The sequence below is a fragment of the Pseudobutyrivibrio sp. MD2005 genome, assembly GCF_000621865.1.
Taxonomy (GTDB): Bacteria; Bacillota; Clostridia; order Lachnospirales; family Lachnospiraceae; genus Pseudobutyrivibrio.
The window spans coordinates 1-25,550 of sequence record NZ_KK211359.1; the positions used below are offsets into that span (position 1 = coordinate 1).

34 protein-coding genes and 1 tRNA gene are annotated in these 25,550 nt (G+C 39.0%); 32 read left to right on the top strand and 3 right to left on the bottom strand.

Going from position 1 to position 25,550, the window contains the following annotated elements:
- Positions 1–387 precede the first annotated feature (387 nt).
- The 9 genes from T498_RS0111250 to T498_RS0111290 all read left to right on the top strand — a co-directional run bounded on the left by T498_RS0111250 (position 388) and on the right by T498_RS0111290 (position 6,632).
- Complete coding sequence (locus T498_RS0111250) at positions 388–954, top strand: NUDIX hydrolase (protein WP_028235987.1); 567 nt, start codon at positions 388–390, stop codon at positions 952–954.
- Positions 955–985: 31 nt separating this feature from the next.
- The gene (locus T498_RS0111255) at positions 986–1,546 is read left to right on the top strand and encodes a flavin reductase family protein (RefSeq protein WP_036978480.1); all 561 of its coding nucleotides are present in this window, start codon (positions 986–988) and stop codon (positions 1,544–1,546) included.
- A 217-nt stretch (positions 1,547–1,763) separates the two neighbouring features.
- Entirely contained in the window at positions 1,764–2,381 is a 618-nt protein-coding gene (locus T498_RS0111260) for a hypothetical protein (protein ID WP_028235989.1), read from the top strand.
- Complete coding sequence (locus tag T498_RS0111265) at positions 2,368–2,580, top strand: hypothetical protein (protein ID WP_028235990.1); 213 nt, start codon at positions 2,368–2,370, stop codon at positions 2,578–2,580. Before T498_RS0111260 ends, T498_RS0111265 begins: the two co-directional genes overlap by 14 nt.
- A 38-nt stretch (positions 2,581–2,618) precedes the next feature.
- On the top strand, positions 2,619–3,467 hold the full coding sequence (locus tag T498_RS0111270) for a PhzF family phenazine biosynthesis protein (RefSeq protein ID WP_330372330.1): 849 nt from the start codon (positions 2,619–2,621) through the stop codon (positions 3,465–3,467).
- Positions 3,468–3,503: 36 nt separating this feature from the next.
- The gene (locus T498_RS0111275) at positions 3,504–3,908 is read left to right on the top strand and encodes a (deoxy)nucleoside triphosphate pyrophosphohydrolase (protein ID WP_028235992.1); all 405 of its coding nucleotides are present in this window, start codon (positions 3,504–3,506) and stop codon (positions 3,906–3,908) included.
- Positions 3,909–3,976: 68 nt separating this feature from the next.
- Positions 3,977–4,738, top strand: a complete 762-nt coding sequence (locus tag T498_RS0111280) for a hypothetical protein (protein ID WP_028235993.1) — start codon at positions 3,977–3,979, stop codon at positions 4,736–4,738.
- A 75-nt stretch (positions 4,739–4,813) separates the two neighbouring features.
- The gene (locus T498_RS15690; protein ID WP_036978483.1) at positions 4,814–5,776 is read left to right on the top strand and encodes a DMT family transporter; all 963 of its coding nucleotides are present in this window, start codon (positions 4,814–4,816) and stop codon (positions 5,774–5,776) included.
- 85 nt (positions 5,777–5,861) lie between these two features.
- Positions 5,862–6,632, top strand: coding sequence for a tRNA threonylcarbamoyladenosine dehydratase (locus tag T498_RS0111290; protein ID WP_028235994.1), 771 nt, complete (start codon positions 5,862–5,864; stop codon positions 6,630–6,632).
- 31 nt (positions 6,633–6,663) lie between these two features.
- Here the strand turns inward: T498_RS0111290 and T498_RS0111295 are convergent, their stop codons facing one another.
- The 3 genes from T498_RS0111295 to T498_RS0111305 are packed head-to-tail and all read right to left on the bottom strand — an operon-like array spanning position 6,664 to position 7,861.
- On the bottom strand, positions 6,664–7,059 hold the full coding sequence (locus T498_RS0111295) for a C-GCAxxG-C-C family protein (protein WP_028235995.1): 396 nt from the start codon (positions 7,057–7,059) through the stop codon (positions 6,664–6,666).
- A gap of 12 nt (positions 7,060–7,071) precedes the next feature.
- The gene (locus tag T498_RS0111300; protein WP_028235996.1) at positions 7,072–7,665 is read right to left on the bottom strand and encodes a membrane protein; all 594 of its coding nucleotides are present in this window, start codon (positions 7,663–7,665) and stop codon (positions 7,072–7,074) included.
- Between the two features lies 1 nt (position 7,666).
- Entirely contained in the window at positions 7,667–7,861 is a 195-nt protein-coding gene (locus T498_RS0111305; RefSeq protein ID WP_028235997.1) for a 4Fe-4S binding protein, read from the bottom strand.
- 130 nt (positions 7,862–7,991) lie between these two features.
- Between T498_RS0111305 and T498_RS15695 the strand changes: the two genes are divergently transcribed.
- The 23 genes from T498_RS15695 to argR all read left to right on the top strand — a co-directional run bounded on the left by T498_RS15695 (position 7,992) and on the right by argR (position 25,529).
- The gene (locus T498_RS15695) at positions 7,992–8,324 is read left to right on the top strand and encodes a winged helix-turn-helix transcriptional regulator (RefSeq protein ID WP_036978485.1); all 333 of its coding nucleotides are present in this window, start codon (positions 7,992–7,994) and stop codon (positions 8,322–8,324) included.
- A 104-nt stretch (positions 8,325–8,428) separates the two neighbouring features.
- Positions 8,429–9,667, top strand: a complete 1,239-nt coding sequence (locus T498_RS0111315; protein WP_028235998.1) for an L-lactate MFS transporter — start codon at positions 8,429–8,431, stop codon at positions 9,665–9,667.
- 60 nt (positions 9,668–9,727) lie between these two features.
- A tRNA-Pro gene (locus T498_RS0111320) sits at positions 9,728–9,800 on the top strand.
- A 152-nt stretch (positions 9,801–9,952) separates the two neighbouring features.
- The gene (locus T498_RS0111325; protein ID WP_028235999.1) at positions 9,953–10,414 is read left to right on the top strand and encodes a LytTR family DNA-binding domain-containing protein; all 462 of its coding nucleotides are present in this window, start codon (positions 9,953–9,955) and stop codon (positions 10,412–10,414) included.
- Positions 10,411–11,106, top strand: a complete 696-nt coding sequence (locus T498_RS0111330) for a hypothetical protein (RefSeq protein WP_197019962.1) — start codon at positions 10,411–10,413, stop codon at positions 11,104–11,106. The genes T498_RS0111325 and T498_RS0111330 overlap by 4 nt, the downstream gene beginning before the upstream one ends.
- Positions 11,107–11,144: 38 nt before the next feature.
- A complete protein-coding gene (locus T498_RS15700) occupies positions 11,145–12,497 on the top strand; it encodes a hypothetical protein (RefSeq protein WP_036978487.1) in 1,353 nt (450 codons plus the stop codon).
- 20 nt (positions 12,498–12,517) lie between these two features.
- The gene (locus T498_RS0111340; protein WP_028236001.1) at positions 12,518–13,639 is read left to right on the top strand and encodes an SLC13 family permease; all 1,122 of its coding nucleotides are present in this window, start codon (positions 12,518–12,520) and stop codon (positions 13,637–13,639) included.
- Positions 13,640–13,667: 28 nt separating this feature from the next.
- Positions 13,668–14,426, top strand: a complete 759-nt coding sequence (locus T498_RS0111345) for an SDR family NAD(P)-dependent oxidoreductase (protein WP_028236002.1) — start codon at positions 13,668–13,670, stop codon at positions 14,424–14,426.
- A 17-nt stretch (positions 14,427–14,443) separates the two neighbouring features.
- Entirely contained in the window at positions 14,444–15,163 is a 720-nt protein-coding gene (surE, locus tag T498_RS0111350) for a 5'/3'-nucleotidase SurE (RefSeq protein ID WP_028236003.1), read from the top strand.
- Between the two features lie 185 nt (positions 15,164–15,348).
- A complete protein-coding gene (locus tag T498_RS0111355; protein ID WP_028236004.1) occupies positions 15,349–15,768 on the top strand; it encodes a 6-pyruvoyl trahydropterin synthase family protein in 420 nt (139 codons plus the stop codon).
- An 8-nt stretch (positions 15,769–15,776) separates the two neighbouring features.
- Entirely contained in the window at positions 15,777–16,442 is a 666-nt protein-coding gene (gene queE, locus T498_RS0111360) for a putative 7-carboxy-7-deazaguanine synthase QueE (RefSeq protein ID WP_028236005.1), read from the top strand.
- Positions 16,443–16,457: 15 nt separating this feature from the next.
- The gene (gene folE / locus T498_RS0111365) at positions 16,458–17,030 is read left to right on the top strand and encodes a GTP cyclohydrolase I FolE (protein ID WP_028236006.1); all 573 of its coding nucleotides are present in this window, start codon (positions 16,458–16,460) and stop codon (positions 17,028–17,030) included.
- Between the two features lie 9 nt (positions 17,031–17,039).
- Complete coding sequence (gene queC, locus T498_RS0111370; RefSeq protein WP_028236007.1) at positions 17,040–17,726, top strand: 7-cyano-7-deazaguanine synthase QueC; 687 nt, start codon at positions 17,040–17,042, stop codon at positions 17,724–17,726.
- Between the two features lie 11 nt (positions 17,727–17,737).
- A complete protein-coding gene (queF, locus tag T498_RS0111375) occupies positions 17,738–18,229 on the top strand; it encodes a preQ(1) synthase (RefSeq protein WP_028236008.1) in 492 nt (163 codons plus the stop codon).
- Between the two features lie 80 nt (positions 18,230–18,309).
- Positions 18,310–18,687 carry an Asp23/Gls24 family envelope stress response protein gene (locus T498_RS0111380; protein WP_028236009.1) on the top strand — a complete coding sequence of 126 codons (378 nt, stop codon included), beginning with the start codon at positions 18,310–18,312 and terminating at the stop codon, positions 18,685–18,687.
- A gap of 106 nt (positions 18,688–18,793) precedes the next feature.
- Positions 18,794–19,216, top strand: coding sequence for a transcription antitermination factor NusB (gene nusB, locus T498_RS0111385; RefSeq protein WP_028236010.1), 423 nt, complete (start codon positions 18,794–18,796; stop codon positions 19,214–19,216).
- Positions 19,216–20,421: an exodeoxyribonuclease VII large subunit gene (xseA, locus tag T498_RS0111390; RefSeq protein ID WP_028236011.1), complete on the top strand. Its 1,206-nt coding sequence runs from the start codon at positions 19,216–19,218 to the stop codon at positions 20,419–20,421. Before nusB ends, xseA begins: the two co-directional genes overlap by 1 nt.
- An 11-nt stretch (positions 20,422–20,432) precedes the next feature.
- Complete coding sequence (xseB, locus tag T498_RS0111395) at positions 20,433–20,657, top strand: exodeoxyribonuclease VII small subunit (RefSeq protein ID WP_028236012.1); 225 nt, start codon at positions 20,433–20,435, stop codon at positions 20,655–20,657.
- Positions 20,658–21,560 carry a polyprenyl synthetase family protein gene (locus tag T498_RS0111400; RefSeq protein ID WP_028236013.1) on the top strand — a complete coding sequence of 301 codons (903 nt, stop codon included), beginning with the start codon at positions 20,658–20,660 and terminating at the stop codon, positions 21,558–21,560.
- Between the two features lie 5 nt (positions 21,561–21,565).
- Positions 21,566–23,428 carry a 1-deoxy-D-xylulose-5-phosphate synthase gene (gene dxs, locus T498_RS0111405; protein ID WP_028236014.1) on the top strand — a complete coding sequence of 621 codons (1,863 nt, stop codon included), beginning with the start codon at positions 21,566–21,568 and terminating at the stop codon, positions 23,426–23,428.
- Position 23,429: 1 nt separating this feature from the next.
- Entirely contained in the window at positions 23,430–24,227 is a 798-nt protein-coding gene (locus tag T498_RS0111410; RefSeq protein ID WP_028236015.1) for a TlyA family RNA methyltransferase, read from the top strand.
- A complete protein-coding gene (locus T498_RS15705) occupies positions 24,227–25,072 on the top strand; it encodes an NAD(+)/NADH kinase (RefSeq protein ID WP_081779756.1) in 846 nt (281 codons plus the stop codon). The genes T498_RS0111410 and T498_RS15705 overlap by 1 nt, the downstream gene beginning before the upstream one ends.
- A gap of 1 nt (position 25,073) precedes the next feature.
- Positions 25,074–25,529: an arginine repressor gene (gene argR, locus T498_RS0111420; protein WP_028236016.1), complete on the top strand. Its 456-nt coding sequence runs from the start codon at positions 25,074–25,076 to the stop codon at positions 25,527–25,529.
- Positions 25,530–25,550 lie beyond the last annotated feature (21 nt).

Consider the following 25,550-nt stretch of genomic DNA (forward strand, 5'->3'; position numbering starts at 1 on the left):
ATACCGATTGCTCCACCATTATACAGCTAAGCAACAAGATGGATAATTCCTTACTGGCTGTAAGGGGTATTAACCATAAATATATTGTAGTAGAAAGTATCAATCATTTATTGGTGCTTTCTTTTTTTGAAATCATCCCCTAGGCATCCCCATGTGTTTGGTGGGGTGACCTATTCATCACATCAATTAAACAAACAGACGCCCATTGCTACCGAGTAGTGGGATTCACGTCATTCCTTTACCGTTAGGTCTTAGCAGGTGAAGGAATGGCGTATTTCTTTTTCATGAAAAACTGTCGGTTCCACAGGTCATATGTGTTATTCTTATTGTAGTTGGAATTGCAGGACTAAAGATTCTTGCAAAAGAATGAGAATAAAAGGGAGCAATATGACAGAAGAGATTTTTGACATCGTAGATGAAAATGGGCAGCCTACAGGCGAGACAGTGACCAGATCAAAGGCACACGCTGAAGGCATTAGACATAGAACTGCTCACATATGGGTGGTTCGTGAAAATGGTGATAAGACAGATGTTCTTTTACAGAAGAGAGCTATGAATAAGGATTCTTTTCCTGGCAGATACGACACTTCATCAGCTGGACATATTCAGGCTGGGGATGCGCCATTGGAATCTGCAGTTAGAGAACTATCTGAGGAGCTTGGTATTCAGGCGGATCCGGATGATTTGAAATTTGCAGGAACATTTCCAATTCAGTATGAAAAGGAATTCCATGGCAAGCCATTCAGGGACAATGAAATTGCATTCGTCTATGTCTATGATGAGGAAGTAGGAATCGATAACCTTACCATCCAAAAGGAAGAGCTGGACAGTGTAGAGTGGTTCGACCTAGAGGAAGTGTATCAGGCATGCCAGCCACCAAGGGATGAGAAGTTCTGCGTTCCTATGGGCGGATTGGAGATAGTTCGTAAATACGGTAAGATAAGTAGAGGCTAATAATCATTATAAAGAGAGGAGGATTACAACTATGAGTAGAAAAGATTTTGGGGCTAAGCCATTGAGCTATCCACAGCCAGTATGGATTATTGCAACTTACGATGAGAATGGTGTTCCTAACGCTATGAATGCAGCTTGGGGCGGCATTAGTGAATCTAATGAAGTTTCTATTTGCCTATCTGTTGGACATAAGACTTGCAAGAATTTTGAGAAGACTGGAGCTTTCACAATCAGCATGGCTGACGCAGATCATGTGGCAGCATGTGATTATGTAGGTATTGCTTCCGGAAATAAGGATGAGGATAAATTTGCCAAAGCTGGATTTACAGCTGCAAAGAGTGCCAATGTAAATGCACCTATTATCAATGAACTTGCTGTTTGTGTGGAATGCAGGGTAAAGAACTTTGACCACGACAGCTGCATCTTAAAGGGTGAGATTGTTAATGTAAGTGTTGATGAATCAGCTCTTACAGATGGCAAAGTAGATGTTAGCAAGGTTAAGCCTATCACATTTGATCCATTTAATAATGCGTATCTTGTTGTTGGTGAGAAGGTTGGCGATGCATGGAGCAGTGGAAAGAGTTTGATGTAATGAAGAAGATATGCCACTCTTTTATTCCTGGTATTTAGCAGGTGGAGGAGTGGCTTATTTTTTAACATAAAGACTAATTAAGTAGAATCCAAGTAAAATCAAGGCTTTAAGCTGTCCAGTATAGAGAAATTAGAGAAAATTAATTATCTTGAAAAATTGTTGAAGTACATGTATTATAAAAGTGAAAAGTATAGTTTCAAATATGTGAGGTTGAGCTATGATATATGATTACATAATTGAAAATTATAAAACAGGCGATCCAATTTTTCTTGATGAGCTACCTACAAAATCAAAGGATTACCTTAGGCAAGAGATGAAAAAGTTGGTGGACGAGGGTAAGCTTGAAAGATTATATAATGGTGTTTACTATCGTTCATATATCACAATATTAGGTACTAAAGGGAAGATATCTGTTGATAGATTTATCGAAAAGAAATATTTATGTAGAAAAGGTAAGGTTTCTGGATATATCACTGGTCTTCAGCTAGTTAACAAATATGGATTTACTACACAAAATGCAGCTGTTATTGAGGTTTGTAGCAATGAGGCAACAACTAAGCAACGTAAAATAGATATTGATGGAAATTCAGTTATTATTTATAAGCCGGTTGTAGAAATAAATGATACAAATAAAGCTGCTTTACAGTTCTTAGATTTTATGACAGTTATTGATAAGTATAGTGAAATCTCTGGTATTGAGTATAGAAATAAACTTATTAGATTTGTTGAGAATATAAACTTGGATTTTAATCAAGTTAAAAAATATATTTCTTACTATCCTGATAAGGTTTATAAGAATATTTATAATGGAGGCTTGATGGGTGAGCTGGTATAAAAACTTTAAAGAAGAATGGCAAAAGATAATTGAGACGGTTGCTAGGGAAGCAAATAGAACAACACAGATGATTGAGAAAGATACAATTCAATCGATGTTTCTTAGGGAATTGTCAAAAGTAGATTTACCATTTGTATTTAAGGGTGGAACATCAGATTCTTGCAAAAGAATGAGTATAAAAAGGAGTAATATGACATAAGATTGCTCGAGGATGCTAATAATAGGGGGTGACCGTTTATGAGTTCTTTATTTGAGGATTTAAAGGAAGGTTTACAAGAAGCTATTGATTTTGAAAAAGGAAAAATGAAACAATATATTGTAGATGCATTTACAAATACACCTTTTGCAGGTAATCCAGCTGCAGTTTGCGTTATGGATAGCTGGCCATCAGAAGAATCAATGATGAAGCTGGCAATGGAAAATAATCTATCAGAAACAGCATTTATTGTTAAGGAAGAGCAGGGGTATCACTTGCGTTGGTTTACACCAGGTTCAGAGGTAGAACTCTGTGGGCACGCAACTCTTGCATCTTCATTTGTAATCCTTAATTATTTCGATAAGGATTCGGACAAAGTCGAGTTTAATACTCTCAGTGGAAAGCTTATTGTAACAAGAAACGGCAATCTTTTAGAAATGAATTTTCCTACTTATGAACAGAAGGAAATCCCGGTTACGGATGAAATGGAAGAGGCTTATGGCGAGCGGCCAATAAAGGCACTTCTTGGACCAGACCTTCTGTGTATTTTTGAATCAGAAAATCAGATAAAAAATATGAACCCAGATCAGATGAAGCTTTCAAAGCTTCCAGGTCGTGGACAGAATGCCACAGCAAGAGGAAAAGATGTAGACTGTGTTTCGAGATCATTCTTCCCTAAACTACTTGTTGCGGAAGATCCAGTGTGTGGATCTGCTCATTGTCAGATAGCGGCATATTGGTCAGAGGTATTGAACAAAAAGGAAATTAGAGCGTATCAGGCTTCAAAGCGCGGTGGGTATTTATATTGCAAGCTAGAGGATAATAATCGCATCGCAATTAGTGGAGAAGCTACGTTGGTTGCCATTTCGGAAATTGTAGCTACACTATAAATTAGACAGTACTTTACGGAGTAAAATATCAAAATAATGAAAACAGTAAAAGTTGTAGCAGCAGTAATATGTGATTCCATTGAAGAAAAGAATAAGATTTTTGCAACCGCAAGAGGGTATGGCGACTACAAAGGTGGCTGGGAATTCCCTGGTGGCAAAGTAGAAGAAGGGGAAACTTCTGAGCAAGCTCTTGTGAGAGAAATACAGGAAGAGCTTGCTACGCATATAGAAGTGGGGCCATTTATCGATACTGTCGAATACGATTATCCTACATTTCATCTTTCGATGGATTGCTTCTACTGTGAAGTGAGGGACGGAAATCTGGAGCTAAAAGAAGCTGAGGCTGCCAAGTGGTTAACTACAGACACCATTGATGATGTAGATTGGCTGCCAGCTGATGTTACGCTTATTGATAGAATTAAGAGGGATATGCAGAAGTGATGCATGGCAGTTATCTGCTAAAGAATAAACCTAAAGAGGACTGAATTGACTAGGAAGGAGTGGGGTAGGTGTACATAAATTTCAGAAGACATTATCTTTCAAAGGCAATTTGTATATCAGCCATCGCAGGGTTAGCTGGGCAAGTTTTAAATGCTTTTTCCCGAATTATATTTAACTCCAATCCTTTAAGGCCTGATATGTTAAATAATAGCTTCTTTGGCGTTAGTATTATTATTCAGCTGATAGTGGTGCTTTTAATATTTTTGGTATTTCTTCATTACATTCGAAAAATAAAACAGGCAATATACGTAATTGACGAGGATGATTTGGATGAAGTAGCTATGCTGCAGAAGAAATATATTCCAAATACAATTTCTACACTTAAAGGGGAAGCCATATACCAGCTGCTTGAGATTTGGGCTGTTATACTGATTTTTGTTCAGATTATTTCATTGGTTTCTAATTATGAGTATAAGAGATTCATTAGCGGTTTATATGAACTTTTACCCGTCTACTCAGCGGATAATGCAGTGACATTTGCAGAAATCTATAATTACACCCACGGGTTTAAATATATTGGAATGTTTTCTGCGATTATAATTGGGATATTTGTTACCGCTGTTTTTCTACAAGATCGCTTCTTGAAAATACTAGCCACTGTAATCACATTTATTTTTATTTTGGCTTTTATGGTATTTCAAATGGTGACTTTTGAAACACAGATTAAAATTATAAGCATTGTATGGACGGCTGTCATATATCATGGGTTGGAAACCCTTGGCCTGTTTGCATTTTCATTGTATTTGGCAAAGCATTACAGGGGACTGTGATCTTACACTATCAGATGATGAATGGGGTTAAGTAAGATAAATGTAGAGGGAGAATTGGAGTAACTTCAAAGCTTGATGAGAGACAAAACGTTATTAAAAAATAAATATATAGTGTGCTTTTTAGCTATAGTGTGCTGCCTTTTGTGGGGTAGCGCATTCCCTAGTATCAAGATAGGCTATAGGATGTTCGATGTGGAATCTTCGGATGCCATGTCACAGATTCTATTTGCAGGAATAAGATTTTTGCTTGCAGGGATACTTGCAATTATATTTGGCAGTATACTGCAGCGAAAAGTTCTGATGCCAAGGAAAGATACATTGGGAATGGTTTTTAAGCTTAGCATTTTTCAAACTATTCTTCAGTACTTTTTCTTTTACATGGGTCTTGCTCATGCATCTGGAGTAAAGTCTTCTATTATCAATGGAATGAGCACTTTCTTTGCGATATTGCTTGCATGTCTTGTAAGAAAACAGGAGCATTTAACGCGAGAGAAAGTAATAGGATGCTTTTTAGGTGCCATAGGTGTAATTACAGTTAGTCTGGCTGGTGGAAGTATAGATGGCGGCTTTTCTATAAATGGAGAGGGATTTATTCTTATTGCATCTATTTCCTATGCCATATCATCTGTTTTAATCAAGGAATATTCAGTTGTTGAAAATCCTGTAACCCTCAGTGGGTATCAATTTGTCATCGGCGGAGCAATTATGATTTTGATTGGTTTCATTGCCGGTGGTCGACTTCATCTGACTTCATATGCGTGGCTTCTTCTTATAGTTTATATGGCTTTGATTTCGTCAGTTGCATATTCTATATGGGGGATACTTTTAAAATATAATCCGGTGTCTTCGGTAACTATATATGGATTTACAAATCCTATTTTTGGAGCATTATTATCGGCTCTATTTTTAGGAGAGTGGAAAACAATTACTATCCGATATTTAGTAGCATTGGTGCTGGTAAGTTTGGGAATATACATTGTAAATATGGAAAAAGGTAATAACAAATTTACTCATATTGACAAAAGATATCAAACTTAATAATATATACCTAGTAATTCAGTAGGAAATAAAGCAGATGATGGAATGATGTCATCTGCTTGTTTCCTGTTAATAAGAGGTATTTATGTTAAATCAGTTTTCAAGAACAGAGCTCCTTCTTGGCCAAGAAGCCATGGAGCAGTTACAGAATAAGAGAGTTGCAATTTTCGGAATAGGCGGCGTAGGCGGTTATGTATGCGAAGCCCTTGTTCGTACAGGAATCGGTCATTTTGATTTGATTGATGATGATAAAGTTTGTCTTACAAATCTTAACAGACAGATTATTGCCACTCGTTCCACAGTTGGAAAGCACAAGGTAGATGTGATGAAAGAGCGTATGCTCGATATCAATCCAAAGGCTGATATTACAGTGCATAAGTGCTTTTTCCTTCCAGAAAATGCAGATGATTTTGATTTCAAATCCTACGATTATGTAGTAGATGCTGTAGATACAGTTACAGCCAAAATAGAGATTATCATGAGATGTAAGAGGGATGATGTACCTGTAATCAGTTGCATGGGTGCAGGCAACAAGCTTGATCCTAGCCGATTCAGAGTTGCAGACATTTACAAGACCACCATGTGTCCTCTTGCAAAAGTGATGCGTCGTGAGATGAAAAAGCGTGGAGTAAAGAAGCTAAAGGTTGTATTTTCTGATGAAAAGCCAACCCGTCCTATTGAGGATATGGCAATCAGCTGCAGAACAAATTGTATCTGTCCACCAGGTGCAGAGCACAAATGCACAGAGCGTAGAGATATTCCTGGATCTATCGCTTTTACACCAGCTGTAGCAGGCCTTGTGCTTGCCAGCGAAGTCATAAAGGATTTGTCTGATGGATTTGGAAGAGGATTATAAAGACAGCGAGGCTTTATTGCCTCGCTGTTTTCTAAACAATATCCCCTAGCACTTCCCCAAGAGAGAGTACTGCATTTCTTACACATTCAGGGCATTCGCAGAGTACCTGACCACTGCTGATTCCCTTTAAGTCTTTACAAATAGTAGCGCCGCATTTGTCGTTGAATTTGGCTACGATTTCTTTGGAATATCTAGGTGTGCCAGCACCGTCTGTTATCATTCCGGCAGTCATTACTGCGCCGATTAGGGCACCGCAGGTGCTTTCCATGCAGCCCATGCCTGCTGCAAAGCCAGCGGCAAGTTTAGATAGCTCTTCTGGAGCAATATCAATCTTGTCTTCAAATACTTTTAGCACTGACTGTGTGCAGTTGCACTGACCAGTTGCTTTTAAATTCGCTGCAAGAGCAGCTCTTTCTTCTAATGTCATATCAGACTCCTTTTACTTACTGTTTTTGTGTTCCTTTATTTTACATATGCCTTGAGTCATTGTGCCCATAGGGCAGAATGTGCACCAGGTTCTTTCTTTATATAGTACCATGACTATTAATCCAATCAAAGTGGAGGTGAGCATCAGGCTGTAAAAACCAAATGAGAATTGTGCGACCCAATCCGGGAAAATGCTTCCGGAGTACGCCCATTGCCATGGCAGCTTGAAAGTCCAAAATAGTTTGATAGCTTTGCGAAGCTCTGCGGCTCCGGAGAATACCAGATAGGTTTGAAAAATCATAGTTCCAAACATAGTGAGGAAGAATGCTAAAAAGCCGTATCTAAACCATTTAGAAGCAAGCCATCTTGGGGCAGGTTTCTTGCAAGAACATCCCAAGTTTCTTCCTAATACCCAAAACAGCTGGCCGCGGCCACACATATTATTGCAGAACCATTTATTGCCGCCGACGATTGCAAAAATTAGTGGAAGAATAAAATCAATCATGCCGAGCCATGCGAATAATATGTTGAAAAATCCAAGGGCAAAATAAATAATGCTCCAAATCCATAAATAATTATACCAGTGATTTCGTTTTGTCTTTGCCATGTTAGCCCCTTTCTTTCAATTCAATTGCTTCTGCGGGGCAGGCCTTTTTACATAGCCCGCAGCCTACACATATATCTTCATTCACCATGGCGTAGCAACCATTATGAATCCTAATTGCTTCTCTTGGACATTCCAAGGCACATACACCGCAGGCAACGCATATATTCTTATTTACATTTGCAAGTTTTTTTGCCATATCAAATTCCTTTTACATTTTATTTTTGTCTGCTAGCTTGACATACATCTGTAAGATATGTTTATTATAGGTGGTACGAAAAATATATCAAGTACGCAAGAAATATTAACCTAGTAAGGAAAAACTGACTATGAAAAAAGAACCATTATGTGAAGAAATCGCTGGCGAGGGCTGCGGTTTAAAGAAAGTATTGAATATCGTTGGTGGCAAATGGAAGATAATGATTCTATGTGTCATTGATAATAATGAAATTGCAAGGTATGGAGATTTGAGGCGCTCTGTTTATGGCATCACTAACACTATGCTGGCTCAATCACTTAAAGACTTAGAGGCAGATGGGCTGGTTTGCCGCACACAATACGATGAAATGCCGGTTAGAGTAGAATACACACTCACAGAAAAGGCCAAAAGCTTGATTCCCATTTTGCTACAGCTAAAAAAATGGGGAGAAGAGAATCTGTAATTCCATTAAATGCAAAATTCGACAAGAAATGAGCAACAAGAAAAAATGATTTTCCATGGCCCTAAAATACAATTGTTTTAGTAATCAAAAATAGGAGAATCATTATGAATTTAGACAAGAAAAGATGGATAGTCCTTTTTGCTGGATGTTTCATCAATCTATGCTTAGGCTCAATCTACGCCTGGAGCGTATTTTCATCTGCAATGGCAGATTATTTCAATGCATCACTTGGTATGAACGTTACACCTGGTGACCTGGCTATCGTATATACGATAGCAAACTCAGTGGGACCTATCACTATGATTTCAGGTGGTTGGTTCAATGATAAATTTGGCCCAAAGAAGGTCATTCTTGTAGGCGGAATTATGTGGGGGCTTGGAATGTTCCTTTCAGGATTTGCTACAAGTATAGGATTCTTAATTGTGACCTACGGAATTGTTGGAGGTCTTGGTCTTGGTATGGCTTATGGTAGCACAATTTCTACTTGTGTTAAGTTCTTCCCTGATAAGAGAGGACTTATTGGTGGTGTGACCACAGCAGTTTATGGAATGAGTTCAGTTATTCTTCCTCCAATTGTAACAAAGGTTGTTGCTAGCTCAGATGCCACATTTGCTTTTAAAGCAGTAGGTATTGTGTTCCTTGTTCTTATTGCTGTATCCTGCATGTTTTTAGAGCAGTGCCCAGAGGGATACAAACCAGCAGGATGGGAGACAACTATGGCAGCAGGTGGTGCAGCACCTAAGAATCTTGATTGGAAGGGAATGCTTGCGACACCTGTTTTCTATATCATGTTATTCCTTTTAACTTGTGGAGCTTTTACAGGAATGATGGTTATCTCACAAGCATCATCAGTGGCTCAAAATATGATAGGCATGACACCAGCTGCTGCAGGTATAGCGGTTTCTGTCCTTGCTCTATTCAATGCACTTGGTAGAATTGGCGCAGGAACACTTTCTGACAAGATTGGAAGAATCAATACTCTTATGGTAGCATGTATTCTTGCTGTAGCAGGATTATTGTGCCTTTTCAATGCGGGAGCAGGTCAGGTTGGAATGTTTTATATAGGACTTTCAATTGTAGGTGTCAGCTTTGGTTCATTCATGGGAGTTTACCCAGGCTTTACAGCAGATCAGTTTGGTCCAAAGAACAATTCTGTAAACTATGGAATTATGTTCATCGGATTTGCCCTTGCAGGATATTTTGGCCCACAGATTATGAGAAACACATTTGCCAACACTGGCTCATATGACAAGGCATTTCTTATTGCCTGTGTATTCTCTATCGTTGGTATAATGCTTGCCAATGCATACAGATTTCACACTAAAAAGAAGTCTTTGGATTAGATATTTAATCTGAAATATTGAGATTTTTGAAAGCCATTGTGATAAAATCATAAATGGCATCGGGGTGTGGCTCAGGTGGTAGAGCGCTACATTCGGGATGTAGAGGCCGCGCGTTCGAATCGCGTCACTCCGATTGAAGAAGAGTGGTACCTTTTGTACCGCTCTTTTTGTATGCCTTATAAATTAGATTTTACCTGTTGCCTCCAAAAAATTACCTCTTGTCCCAAAATGTTGAGATTATAACTAGGTTATGTAAAATATAATCATAAGGAGGCGCCAATAGTTATGAGAATAAACATTGACGTAGATAATTCGCTGAAAGAGGATAGAGTAACTATTCATTGTCGTGAGATAACAGAAGAAATATTAGAGCTGCAGCGTCTGTTATCAACACAGATAAGTATAGGTCAAAAAATATCTGCCAGCATTGATGATGTGGAGTATTACTTGGATTTGAAATCCATTATCTTCATGGAGTCAGATGGTAATTATATATCCATTCATACGGCGAACAATATTTACAGAAAAAGGCAAAAGTTATATGAATTGGAAGAAATTCTACCAAGAAGTTTTATTAGAGTTTCTAAATCAACAATTGTTAACACTGATTTAATTGTCTCAATAAAAAAGAATATCACTGGTGCTAGCGAAGTGAGTTTTAAAGGGTCTACCAAGCGGGCCTATGCATCAAGAAATTACATAAAATTATTAATTGAAATAATGGAAGAGAAGAGGTTAAAAAGATGAAAGAAAATAATTATAAAAATATACTTAGAGGGGTAATAGTAATTGCGTTTGCAGTATGTTTATTACTGGATAATATTGGAATGTTTCCTAATTTGCCACTTGTGAAAATTGGTATTCTTTTAATTTTGTTTTATGTTTTTGCTGAAGCATTAAAAAAATTAAGCTTTGTTGGAATGACATTTCCCATTGGGCTTGCCGCATGTTTGTTTACAACTGAACTTGGAATAAAAAACGCATCTATAGCAGTTATCATTTTGGTATCTGTATTAGTTGGAGTTGGCTTAGAACTGATTTTTTCCAAGCCAAAAGAAAAGAAAAATCATTTTGAGAGGACAACTACATCATATTCTGAAGGAGAGGGCACATTTGATGTAGATAACAATATGGGGGCTAGAACAGAGTATATTCAGGTAAAGAATATTCGTCGTGGTAAAATAGATAATGCTCTTGGAAAAATGACTGTATATTTAAATGGTTCAACTGTAGATCCCGATGGTGGTTTCATCGATATGGATAATGGCTTAGGTAAGCTTGTTGTTTATATTCCAAAGGAATTAAGAGTATCATTTGTTACAGATAATGGTTTAGGTAAAGTAAATATTCACGGTGAATCATCACATGATGAATCATTACCACTGTTAACAATTAAATTGGATAATGGACTAGGAGAAGTAGATATTTATTTTGAGTAAAGTAAATATATTACTATTTTAAGGAGAAGTTGATTGTTATGATAAATATATTTGCTGATAACACATTAAATATTGATGAATACAAGCCAGATAGCAGAGGTGTGGAAGCAGCCAAGAGGATATTTAAGATAGACAGGATTTGCATTATTGCAATGGTATTAAGTGAGATTCTTGCATACTATATTATGGTCAGCAGAAATTTCTTTGAGCTGTATTGTGTTTCGAAAGCCATTATTTATGTGGGGCTTTTTGTGTTATTGATATGGGCAGAAGTGATAATTCTGAATAGAAATATCACAATGCGAAAGGTGAGCGGATTATCTGATCAAGAGAAGTTCGACTTCAATTATTATTGCTTGTATAAAAAGAAAAATATGAGCATTTGGGCTAGGAATAATTATTTGGTGGCTTTAGCAATTAATTGTGCCCTGATGGGTTTAAAGGAAAAATGTAAGGATGCATTATCACTTATATCATACGAGTATAAGCCGCCAATTCTAAATGTATTAAACGAATGGATTGAGTCAGAGGATGCTGTTATTGATAGAGCAAAAGTTGGTCCTAAGAAAAGGATAATCAATCCAATATGCTTTGCGCCACTGTTTTTAGTTTTGGATATTGGTGTGCTGACAGCATGTATTGATTATAATATCCTGCTGGCTCATGGCGCCACAAAGACCTTTATAGCAGCAATGGGCTATATACAATCCGTAGCTTTTGTGGTGCTTGGTGCGTGGATTGCTGTAATGCTTATTGTGCAAACAGGTAAAAATACCACATTTGCTATTTTATTTAAGCTTAAAGCCACAGCGAAGATTATTATTGGAATAGTTGTTTTGTTGCTTTCTACTTATTCGGTAATTACCAATGAAGCATTACGCTATGGCCTTGAACTAGATAAAGATGATGTAACGGATATATCTACAGTGGAAGATAATTTAGATGATTCGCTAGAAGATTACGACGATTATTATGAAGATGAATCTTTGTATGAAGAATATAAGGCAGATTATGAGGAGGCTTATCCTGAGGAGGAATATCCAGAGGAATCAGCTGATTATGAGCTTGATATCATGAATAAAATGATTATCCTGTGCAATTATCTTCAAAAAAATGGAGTGATTGATGATTTTTCTGTCGAGCTTGGGTATAATGCCAAAGGACGAGTCAAAGGAACAGTGGCTCAGGATGATGATTATATCTATGTCTTATATGACAATGGAACCAAAAAGGATAAGCATGGAAATGACTGTATCGAGCTTGTTTTAGAGGCAGAGCCTCTTGATGAAAATGGCAATTCTTTGGGCCAGTCAGAAGCATCACTTAAGGGATTTTATTTAGTAGATCTAGAGTCCGGAGAGGTTACTGACGAACACAAGACACACTGGTAGAAAAGAATTAGAGAGTAGTAATGGAATCGGTTAAACACTTTATTAAAAATGAAATAGTGCTGTGTATAGCATTTCTTGTAGCTCTTTGCTCTTGCTTTATTATAAAGCCGGGCAAAGAGTATCTTACGTATATAGACTTTAGAACACTCAGCATCCTTTTGATGCTGATGATTACAATGGCAGGCTTTCAAAGGCTAAATGTATTTAGACAGATAGGTGAGATACTGGTGGCAAAAAGTAAATCCATCAGAGGTGTGGTGCTTATTCTTATAGGGCTTTGCTTTTTCTCAAGCATGTTCATTACAAATGATGTGGCACTTTTGACATTTGTGCCATTTTCAATCATCACCTTATCAATATCAAATCGAAGAGATTTGTACATAAAGGTAATTGTGCTTGAGACACTTGCTGCAAATCTTGGTAGTATGCTGACACCTCTTGGCAATCCTCAAAATTTGTATTTATATTCACTGGCAGATATGGGGCTTGGCTCTTTTATAAAGCTGATGTTGCCATATAGCATATGTGCAGCTGTGCTTTTGATTTTAAGTGTTGTGATTTTTGTAAAGAGGGCACCAGCAGTTCTTTCTGGTGATAATAAGAGCGTCTTTAAGCGCACTGCAAGGGATAAAAGAATGCTTTTAATGTATGTATTCACATTTATCCTGGCACTGCTTGTAGTAAGCCGTCTTGTGCCTTATTACATCGGAATGGCAATCGAGCTTGTGATAGTTATTGTCTTTGATAGAAGGATACTTAGAAAGCCAGATTATTCATTGCTTCTTACATTTATCTTTTTATTTATATTTATTGGAAACGTAAAAAGGATTCCTGAGGTAAGCGCTTTCTTAGAATCGCTTATACGAATTAATGAAGTGTTGGTATCTATTGTGCTTAGCCAGTTTATCAGCAACGTGCCTGCGGCTATCCTTTGCTCAGGCTTTACAAAAGATATCCCAAAGATAATCGTAGGAACAAATCTTGGTGGTATGGGAACACTGATTGCATCTATGGCATCCCTCATATCATTTAAGCAGTATTCGTATATAGATGGAGCCAGTAGCAAAAAGTACATACTTGAGTTTACTGTGTTCAATATAGTTTATTTAATAATAATGCTTTTATTTAGTTTTATATTGTAGAAGATTGATTACATAAGAGGAGCGTTTTATGAAGACAGCGTTAATAACAGGGGCTACATCAGGAATTGGCCTTGAGTTTGCAAGACAGCTTGCTAAAGAAGGCTACAGACTTATAGTTACAGGAAGACGTGAGGAGCGTCTTAAGGAACTGGAAGAAGAGGTGGATGTGCCTGTTAGGATAATCCCGGGAGATCTTAGTAAAAAGAAGTCATGCTTTGCTTTACTAGAGAAGCTTGAGGATGAAAAGATAGATGTATTTATAAATAATGCAGGCTTTGGTTTGGCCGGAGCATTTGTGGAGACAGATATTGATAGAGAAATCTCTATGATAAAGGTCAACGACATAGCTATGCATATTTTATTCAAGGGTATTCTTAAAAAGATGGTAGCAGAGGATGAGGGACGCATACTTAATGTGGCATCATCTGCAGGTCTTTTACCAGCAGGCCCTTATATGGCCACCTACTATGCCAGCAAGGCCTATGTGACAAGCCTGACCCGTGCAGTGGCTGTGGAGCTAAAGCAGGCAGGCTCAAAGGTAAAGGTATCGGCTCTTTGCCCAGGCCCGGTTGATACAGAGTTTAATCAAAATGCAGACGTTGTGTTTGCCTTAAAGGGGATTACTCCTGAAAAGTGCGTTGCAGCAGCATTAAATGGCATGAAGAAAGGACGCACCATTATAGTGCCAGGATTTATGATGAGCGTCGTGATGGCTGCTCAGCGTTTGACACCAATGCCACTTCTTGTAAGGATTACAGGACGTCAGCAAAAGAAGAAACTGGGTTAGTGCAGCAGGGAGACATTATGAGAATACTTATTACAAATGATGATGGAATAGAATCAGACGGAATAATTCGCTTGGCCAAAGCGGCCAGGGAATTTGGTGAAGTATGGGTGGTGGCGCCTAAGACTCAAAGAAGTGCAGCGAGCCACAGCATTACACTTCACAATACAATCGATATATATCCATGTAAGGATTTTCCGGTAGAGGGTGTTAAGGCATACTATTGCAGCGGCACCCCTGGAGATTGTGTAAGAGTGGGTGGCCTTAATGTTATGCCCGAAAAGCCTGATTTAGTTCTTTCAGGTATCAACTTCGGCTATAATGTGGCATCTGATATTCAGTATTCAGCCACAGCAGGCGCAGCATTTGAAGCTGCATTTCAAGGTTATCATGCCATAGCCCTTTCAGAGGAAGCCTGTGACTGTCATGAGGTGACAGATAAATACATAAGCCAGATACTAAAGGAGCTTATTGATACACCATTGGCACCAGGTATGATTCACAATGTTAATTTTCCTGGATGCAGCCTATCAGAGTGCAAGGGCATCCTATACGACAGAACAGTATCCCGTGGAATGGTTTTTAGAGATACCTATGATGTGGTTGAAAAGCTTGAGGATAATGGCGTTCGTTATATGGTAAAAGGAGAGTATAACGAGGATAATGAGCCAGGCACCGATTTCAGAGCTATCACAGATAAATATGTTTCTGTGGGAGTAGTTAATAATATAGGCTTTTAATGGTTGCTTTTTTCTGAAAATGGGTATATCATACATATGCTTTAAACTTAATAGGACAGTTCGTTTGTACCATCCTGTCCCTAAACAAAACCAGGACTAATTATCATTAGATTATTAGACTGTAGGTATGCCATCTACAGTCTTTTCTTTTGTGTAATTTCAGGTCCTGTTTCAGGAGGAATTCAATGTATTATTTAACTGCAGAGGCGTCATTTGACGGAGCCCATTTTTTGGCAGGCTACCAGGGTAAATGTTCTAATTTGCATGGTCATAGATGGAGAGTGCTGGTGAAGATTAAAGCTGAAGAGCTTCAAGAGAGTGGTCAGCAGCGAGGAATGGTTGTTGATTTTGGCGATGTAAAGGATGCTCTCAAGAAGGAAACAGATTTCTTTGATCACACTTTTATATATGAGGAAGGCTCACTTAAGGAAACTACAGTAGCTGCTCTTAAGGATGAGGATTTTCTTATGAGAGTTGTAGATTTCAGACCTACAGCAGAAAACTTTTCAAAATACTTTTTCGATAAGTTTGAAGAGTATGGATTTAATGTAGCAGAGGTGACAGTTTACGAGACTCCAAATAACTGTGCCAGCTATAGCAGGTAGGTGAGGATATGTCAGTATTTAATGTAGTAGAGAAATTCGTTAGCATAAATGGCGAAGGGCAGCACGCTGGAGAGCTTGCAGTATTTATTCGCCTTAGAGGCTGCAACCTTTGCTGTAGCTATTGTGATACCAGATGGGCTTGTACATCTGATGCACCAGCGACAGAAATGACTGAGGATGAGATTGTTCAGTATGTATTATCAACAGGGGTGAAGCGCGTTACCCTTACAGGTGGTGAGCCTCTTTTAGCTGATAACATAATGGACCTTTTGAAGGCCTTTGCAGCAGAGGATTTAAAAATTGAAATAGAAACTAATGGTAGTGTGGATATTCATGAATTTACAAAGATAGATAATCCACCAGCTTTTACACTTGATTACAAGCTTGCAGGCTCAGGCATGGAAGACAAAATGAATCTTACTAATTTTGATTGTCTTACATCAAAGGACACAGTAAAATTCGTATGCTCCAATGTGAATGAGCTTGATAAGGTTTGTGAGATAGTAGATAGATATCGTATATCCGATAAATGCACATGCTTAATCAGTCCTGTATTTGGAAAGATTGAGCCAGCGGATATGGTTGATTACATGATAAACCACAACAGAAATGATATTAGGCTTCAGTTACAGCTACACAAATTTATTTGGGATCCAAATAAGCGCGGAGTGTAGTGAGAAAGGAATAATATGGCTATCAACAAAGAACTTATAAAAGAAAGCATTAGAAATATTATTATTGCTCTTGGGGATGATCCTGAAAGGGCTGGCCTTAAGGATACTCCAGATAGAGTTGCTCGCATGTACGAGGAAGTATTTGAGGGTATGAATTACACAAATGATGAAATTGCTGATATGTTCAACAAGACATTCGACGAGGATTATTATGATGAAACCTCTCAGGATTTAGTTGTTGTAAAAGACATCGAGGTATTTTCTTATTGCGAGCATCATCTTGCCCTTATGTACGATATGAAGGTCAGCGTTGCTTATATTCCAAACGGAAAAGTAATCGGACTTTCTAAAATCGCAAGAATCGCTGATATGGTTGCAAAGCGTCTACAGCTTCAGGAGAGAATTGGCAACGATATTGCAGAGGTTATCCAGAAGGTAACAGGCTCAGAGGATGTGGCTGTATTTATTGAGGCAAGCCACAGCTGCATGACAGCCAGAGGTATCAAAAATGCCAGTGCCAAAACTCATACACAGACACTTAGAGGTAGATTCAAAACAGATAGAGATTTGTTAAGTAGATTACTGTAGGAGAATAAAATGAAAGCATTAGTTTTAGTTAGCGGTGGCTTAGACAGCACTACATGTCTGGCTCTTGCTGTAAAAGAATATGGTAGTGAGAATGTAATTGGATTGTCTATTTTTTACGGACAGCGCCATGATAAGGAAATCAAGGCTGCAGATGCAGTTTGCGAACACTATAAGGTAGAGCATATTACACTTGATTTATCTACTATGTTTCAGTTTAGTGATTGCACATTACTTCAGCATTCCGATGGAGAGATTCCAGAGGAGGATTATGCATCACAGCTTGAAAAGACAGATGGCAAGCCTGTAAGCACTTATGTGCCATTTAGAAACGGATTGTTTTTATCAAGTGCAGCAGCTATCGCTCTTTCAAAGGGCTGCTCAAAGATTTACTATGGAGCACATGCGGACGATGCAGCAGGCAACGCATATCCAGATTGCTCAAGCGATTTCAATAATGCCATGAACAAGGCTATCTATGAGGGAAGTGGAAAGCAGCTTGAAATAGAAGCTCCTTTCATCGGTCTTAATAAAGCGGGAGTTGTAAAGCTTGGTCTTGAGCTTAATGTGCCATACGAGCTTACATGGAGCTGCTACGAAGGTCACGATAAGGCTTGCGGAAGATGTGGCACATGCATCGATAGAATGAAAGCATTTGAGATTAACGGTACAAAAGACCCAATCAGTTACGAGGAATAAGGAGAAATAAAATGGCAGATAGAAAAGAAGAAGGAACACTTACACTTTTAGGAAATAAAAACAACGTATATCCAGATAATTATGCACCAGAGATGCTTCAGACATTCTTAAACAAGCATCCTGAAAATGACTATTTTGTAAAGTTCAACTGTCCAGAGTTTACATCACTTTGTCCAATCACAGGTCAGCCTGATTTTGCAAATATCATCATTTCTTATGTACCAGGTGAGAAGATGGTAGAGAGCAAGTCATTAAAGCTTTATTTATTCAGCTTTAGAAACCATGGTGATTTCCATGAGGATTGTGTAAACATCATCATGAAGGATTTGATTAAGCTTATGGATCCTAAATACATCGAGGTTTGGGGCAAGTTCACTCCTAGAGGAGGAATCTCAATCGACCCATATTGCAACTATGGCAAGCCAGGTACAAAGTGGGAAGATGTTGCATGGCAGAGACTCACAAACCATGACATGTATCCTGAAAAAGTAGATAACAGATAAAGAATTTTAAAACTGGTTTACCAAACGGGACTTCTTTGTTATAATTAATCTAGTTTTTCTTAGGCATTTAGGAGGCAGATATGGCAGAAAGTAAAAATTTTGTGATAAATGTTAATGGAGATGATTGCGTTAATATCTCTGAAGAGGTAGTAGGAATCATTGCTGGACTTGGTGCAGTTGAAGTTGATGGTGTAGAGTCATTAGTTGGAAATCTTACATCTGAAAGCATTTCAAAGGCTGGTCAGGGAAAGCTTGCTAAGGCAATTAGAGTTGTAGATAACGAGCCAGGTAAGATCATAGTTCGCATGGCTATTAATATGAAATATGGTTACGAAATTCCAAAGGTTAGTGGAATGGTTCAGGAAAAGGTTAAGTCAGCAGTTGAGACAATGACAGGCCTTGAAGTTACAGCTGTTGATGTACGTATTGCAACAGTTTCAGTTGCTTCTACTAACTAACTCACAATTGTTTATTTTTTATGCATGATAATGTATAATTATGGGGTGCTATTTAACGTAGCACCCTTAATTAGTCTTAATCAATAGATTTTTAGGAGTAGTATTTATGAATAGACATGAAATCAGAAAAGAAGTATTCAAGGCTGTATTTATGAATGAGTTTTATGACTCAGACGATATGAGCGGTGTTATCGGCACTTTCCTTGAAGGCAGAGACAATGCTGAGGAAGAAGACTTAGCTAAGAACAACAAGACTGCCGAGGACGAAGAATACATCAAGACAAAGGCAGAGGATATTAGCAGTAAGATTACAGAAATCGATGCACTTATTAATAAGTCTGTTGATGGCTGGAAGACTACACGTATGGCTAAGGTAGATCTTACACTTATCCGTCTTGCTTTATACGAAATCAAATACGAGAATATTCCAGTGGGAGTTGCCATTAATGAGGCTGTTACTTTAGCAGATGAATTTGGCTCAGACAGCTCAGCTGGATTTGTTAATGGAGCACTTGCGAAGTTAGTCTAATGAACAAAAATGTATATAGTGTATCACAGGTAAATACATATATTGAGCGTATGTTTGCCGATGATTTTATGCTTGGAAACCTTTCCCTTAGTGGGGAGGTTTCTAATTGCAAATACAATCATACAGGGCACATTTATTTTACTCTTAAGGATGAAAAGAGTGCCATTTCCTGTGTGATGTTTGCTGGTAAGCGTCCAAAGGGCCTTAAGTTTCAGATGAAGGACGGAGATAAGGTCGTTGTTACTGGATACGTGGGCATCTACGCAGTTGCTGGTAAGTATCAGGTGTACGCTAGTGAAATAGAGCTTGCCGGTGTAGGTGATTTGTACCAGAGGTTTGAGGCGCTTAAGCAGGAGTTGGAAGAAAGGGGCATGTTCGACCCTATGTATAAAAAGCCACTTCCAACACATGCCATGAAAATCGGTATCATCACTGCATCTACAGGAGCAGCTGTTCACGATATCATTCGTGTTTCCAAGACCAGAAATCCTTTTGTGCAGCTTATCCTTTATCCTGCGCAGGTACAGGGAGAGGCAGCAGCCCCTTCTATTATTTCCGGTATTAATTGTCTGGATGCAATGGGGCTTGATGTGATTATCGTAGGTCGAGGCGGTGGTTCCATAGAGGATTTATGGGCTTTCAACGAGGAAGCTGTGGCAAAGGCAATCTTTAATTGCGAGACACCAATCATTTCTGCTGTGGGCCATGAGACAGATTTTACCATTGCAGATTTCGTGGCAGATAAAAGAGCGGCTACACCTTCACAGGCGGCAGAGCTTGCTAATTTTGTTTACGACGATTTTTACCGAACAATCGAAAGATACTCGGATAAGTTGAATAGAGGGCTTGATTACAAAATCAACAACCTCACAACACAGCTTGAAAATTACAAGCTCAGGCTTAATGCACTTCGTCCAGAGAACAAAATCAAATCAAACGAAGAGAAGCTGAAAATGCTTTATCAACGAATAGATAGTTTGATGCATTCGAAGCTTGAAAGATACGAAAACAGACTGATAGCAATATCCGGCAGACTGGATGGTCTATCACCTGCTAAAAAGCTTTCTACAGGATTTGGTTATGTTACAGATGCTAGTGGTAAGCGGGTAGATTCAGTTCAACAATTAAGTGTTGGTGATGATATCGTCCTTAGAATTAAGGATGGCGTAATCAATAGTCAGGTTACAGGTCTCACCAGCAATTAACAGGAGATAAAATGGAAGAAAACAAGACAAATACAATCGAAGAAAGCTTTGAAGCACTTGAAGAGATTATCACAAAGCTTGAATCGCCAGATGTTACTTTAGATGAATCATTCGCTTTGTACAAAAGCGGAATGGAAGAGCTACAGAGTGCAAATGCTAAAATAGAACAGACCAAGAAAGCTGTTATGGCTATTGCGAAAGACGGCGGACTTGAGGTGTTTGAAGAGGAAGAATAAATGGGAACTGATGTAAAGAGCCAGCTTGCTGAAAGAGCAGCAGAGGCTGAAAAAATAGTTGCAGGTTTTCTACCTGAAGTTACTGGAATGCAGAGCACCATTTTCGAGGCTATGGAATATAGCATTATGGCAGGTGGCAAACGCCTTCGTCCAGTATTAATGAATGAGACATTCAAGCTTTTTGATGGCAAGGGTGAAGCAATCAATTATTTCATGGCAGCCATCGAAATGATTCATACATATTCTTTGGTTCACGACGATTTGCCAGCCATGGATAATGACATGCTCCGTCGCGGCAAGCCTACCACTCACGCAAAGTTTGGCGATGCGATGGGAGTGCTTGCAGGAGATGCACTTTTAAATTTTGCATTTGAGACGGCAATATCAGCTTTTGAAGCAAAAGATGCAGATGTGAGCAGAATAAAAGTCGCACTTCAGATTCTGTCTAAGAAGGCTGGCGTCTTTGGTATGATAGGCGGTCAGGTTGTTGATGTGGAATCTGAAAAGAAGCAGCTTGAAATCACTGAAGAAAAGATTGATTTCATATACGAGCTAAAGACTGGCGCATTGATTGAAGCTGCAATGGAGATAGGTGCAGTACTTGCCGGGGCTTCAGATGAGCAAATTGCCACAATCGAAGCAATCGCTTCTAAAATTGGCATGGCCTTTCAGATTCAGGATGACATCCTTGATATCGAAGGTGACGAGGCAGTGCTTGGCAAGCCAATCGGCTCAGATGAGCGCAACGAAAAAGCTACTTACGTGACATTTGCAGGAATAGAAAAATCAAAAGAAGAGGTAAAACGTCTCACAGACGAAGCAATAGATATGCTAAGCAAGCTTCCTTATGAAAATGCTTTCCTTAAGGATTTATTAGCTTATCTCGTTTACAGAGACAATTAGTAATTATGGTTCTTGATAAGATAAAGCAGCCAAATGATATAAAGAATCTTACAAAGGAGGAGATTGAAGCTCTTCCAGCTGAGATTCGCACATTTTTAATTGATCACCTGTCTAAAACGGGTGGTCATTTAGCATCTAATCTTGGTACAGTAGAGCTTACAATCGCCCTACATTTACTTTTAGATTTTCCTAAGGATAAGCTAGTGTGGGATGTAGGCCATCAGGCTTATACACACAAGATTCTTACTGGAAGAGCAGATGAGTTCGATCATCTTCGCCAGTACGGAGGCCTCAGTGGTTTCCCTAAGAGAGCAGAGAGCGACTGTGATAGCTTTGATACTGGTCACAGCTCAACATCTTTATCTGCGGCATTAGGATATTGCATGGCCCGTGATTTATCTGGAGATGATTACAAAGTGGCTGCGGTTATTGGTGATGGTGCCCTTACAGGCGGCCTTGCTTACGAGGCTTTGAATAATGCATCACGCCTTAAGAAATCTAATTTTCTTATTATTTTAAATGATAACGAAATGTCTATTTCAAAGAATGTTGGTGGTATGTCTACCAACCTTGAAAGACTTCGTACAAGCTCTAAGTATGTTGGGCTTAAGAATAACGTGCTTAATTCTCTTGAATCCTGGCCAAATGGCGAGAAAATCATCAGAAAGATTCGTAGCACTAAAAATGGAATAAAGTCCCTCATGGTGCCTAATATGGTCTTTGAGGACTTAGGAATAATGTATCTTGGTCCTGTTGATGGACACAACATCAAGGCTATGCTTGAGACATTCAAGATGGCTATCAATATCGATGGCCCGGTGCTTGTCCATGTTATTACTAAAAAGGGTAACGGATACGAGCCAGCTGAGCGTCATCCATCACGTTTCCACGGTACAGATATATTTGAAATCGAAACAGGACTTCCAAAGCGAAATCCAAATCCAGGCTATACAGATGTATTCTCTACAGTAATGCGAAAGATGGGAGATAGAAATCCTGAGGTTGTTGCCATTACAGCTGCTATGGCAGAAGGGGCCGGTCTCAAGCGATTTAGAAATATGTTCCCAGACAGGTTCTTTGATGTAGGTATTGCAGAGGAGCATGCTGTTACATTTGCGGCAGGTCTGGCTTTAGGTGGTCGCACACCTGTGTTTGCTGTGTACTCATCATTCTTGCAGCGTGCATACGATCAAATCCTAGAGGACGTTTGCTTGCAGAACCTTCATGTTGTTTTTGCAATAGATAGAGCTGGTCTTGTAGGTGCAGATGGAAGCACACACCAGGGAATATTTGATGTGTCATTCCTCACATCAATGCCAAACATGACTGTTATGGCTCCTAAGAACAAATGGGAGCTTTCAGATATGATGAAATACGCAGTAGGCGAGCACAAAGGGCCAATAGCAATCAGATATCCTAGAGGCGAGGCTTACTGTGGCCTGAAGGAGCAACGTGCTCCAATTGAGCTTGGCAAGGCCGAGGAAATAAAATCAGGCTCAAAGGTAATGCTATTAGCATTGGGCTCTATGGTAAAGAAGGCCGAAGAAGTAGAGGCGCTTCTTCAGGAAAAGGGAATCGATGCTGGTATTTGTAATGCAAGATTTGCAAAGCCTCTTGATAAAGCTTACCTGGATGGCATCAAGAATCAATACGATATGATTGTCACCATGGAAGAAAACGTTGTGACAGGTGGTTTTGGCGAGCATGTTCAGGCATATCTTTATGATAATGGCTTTAAGGGCAAGGTTCTTAAGATTGCTGTACCAGACGAGTTTGTCAGACACGGAAGTGTTACTTTATTGTTTAAGGAGCTCAAGATGGATGCAGAGTCCATTGCAGAGCGAGTATTAAAAGCTTTAGGAAATTAATATGAAAGAAAGACTAGACATTGTATTAGTAGATAGGGGATTTGCTCCATCACGTGAAAAGGCCAAAACCATGATTATGGAAGGCAATGTTTTTGTAAAAGGAAATCGCGAGGATAAAGCAGGTACCAAAATCGACGTAGACGCAGATATAGAAATCCACGGCCAGCAGCTTAAGTATGTAAGCCGCGGTGGTCTTAAGCTTGAAAAGGCTATGACACATTTCGATATCAGCCTTGAAAACAAGGTATGTATGGATATCGGCGCATCCACAGGCGGATTTACAGATTGCATGCTTCAAAACGGAGCATCAAAGGTATTTTCGGTTGATGTAGGTTATGGTCAGTTTGCATGGAAGCTTAGACAGGACCCTAGGGTTGTGTGCATGGAAAAGACTAATATCCGTTACGTCACACCAGAAGACATAGGTGAGCCACTTGATTTCGCCTCTGTTGATGTATCTTTTATCAGCCTTACAAAGGTGCTTGGCCCAGCCAAGGCTTTGCTTGCTGAGGATGCTGAAATGGTTTGTTTGATTAAGCCACAGTTTGAAGCCGGCAGAGAAAAGGTTGGTAAGAAGGGTGTTGTAAGAGACCCAGCGGTACATGAAGAAGTAATTAACAAAATCGTTGATTTTGTTAGAGAGATAGGATTTACGGTTCTTCATTTGGAGTTTTCTCCAATCAAAGGACCTGAAGGTAATATTGAGTATTTAATTCACATAGCTACAAAGGAAAAAATGGGGGAAGCTATTGATGTGCCAGCGGTAGTTAAAATGGCTCATGACAGCTTAGACAAATAATGAAAAACTTTTTAATTGTTGCAAGGTCATTCAGTGATTTACACGAAAAATACATCAATCTCATTAGAGACTACATCTCTGTTCACGGAGGCATGTGCATTCTTGATTTAGATACATGCTCAGATTTTTCTGAGGCTCCTGTTACAGTGGATGATAATATTGAGTGTATCATTACCGTCGGTGGTGATGGTACAGTGGTTCGTGTTGCGCAAAATGTTACTAATCGAAAGGTGCCAATCGTAGGATTAAACTGCGGCCACTTGGGATATCTATGTGATATGACAGTGGATAATGTTGAGCACTGCCTGGATCAGCTTCTTGACGACAGCTACAAGGTAGATGAGAGAATGATGCTTGAAGGTGACTGCAAAAATGATCCAACACACAAATACATGGCTCTCAACGACATCGTAGTAACATCTGATGCTGCAGGTCTTTATGTCCTTAATCTGACAGTTAAAGTTAATGGAATACCTCTTTATTCCCATAATTGTGACGGTCTTATCGTTTCAACTCCAACAGGCTCTACAGCCTACAATCTTTCTGCCAACGGGCCAATTGTCAGCCCACATGCAGATTGTATAGTCTTGACTCCAATCAATCCACATACACTTAATTCAAGGAGCATTATCCTTTCATCAAATGATATTGTTGAGGTTACTTTGGAGGCACGACATGAGGAGGATGAACCTAAGGCCAATGTAATTTACGATGGAACTCTTAGACAGATTCTTAGAAAGGGAGAGTCGATTGAGATATATCGTTCGAAAGCAACAAGCCACATGGCAATGCTTGAAAACGTCAATTTCCTTGAAAGAATCAGAGCACGAATGCAGGAGATATAATATGAAGGTTGCAAGGCAAGCTAAAATATTAGAATTGATTGTTAAAAATGAAATTGGTACTCAGGAGGAGCTTACAGCTCGACTTGAGGAAGCAGGCTTTAATGCTACACAGGCCACAGTTTCACGCGATATTCGCGAGATGAAGCTTACTAAGGTGGCTGATGCTGCAGGAAAGCTTAGATATGTCGCCTTCAAGACAACAGAAGACGATATGAATGAGAAATATATACGCATTTTCCTTGATGGATTTTTATCTATGGACAATGCAGGTAATATATTAGTTATCAAAACTGTTTCTGGTATGGCTATGGCTGTTGCTGCGGCACTTGATCACATGGATTTACCAGAAATTGTTGGTTCTATTGCAGGTGATGACACTATAATGTGCGCAGTCAGAACACTTGATGACACAATAGCTTTAATGGGAAAGCTTAAAAAGCTAATTGAAAAAAGATAGGTGCAATTATTTTTTTACTAT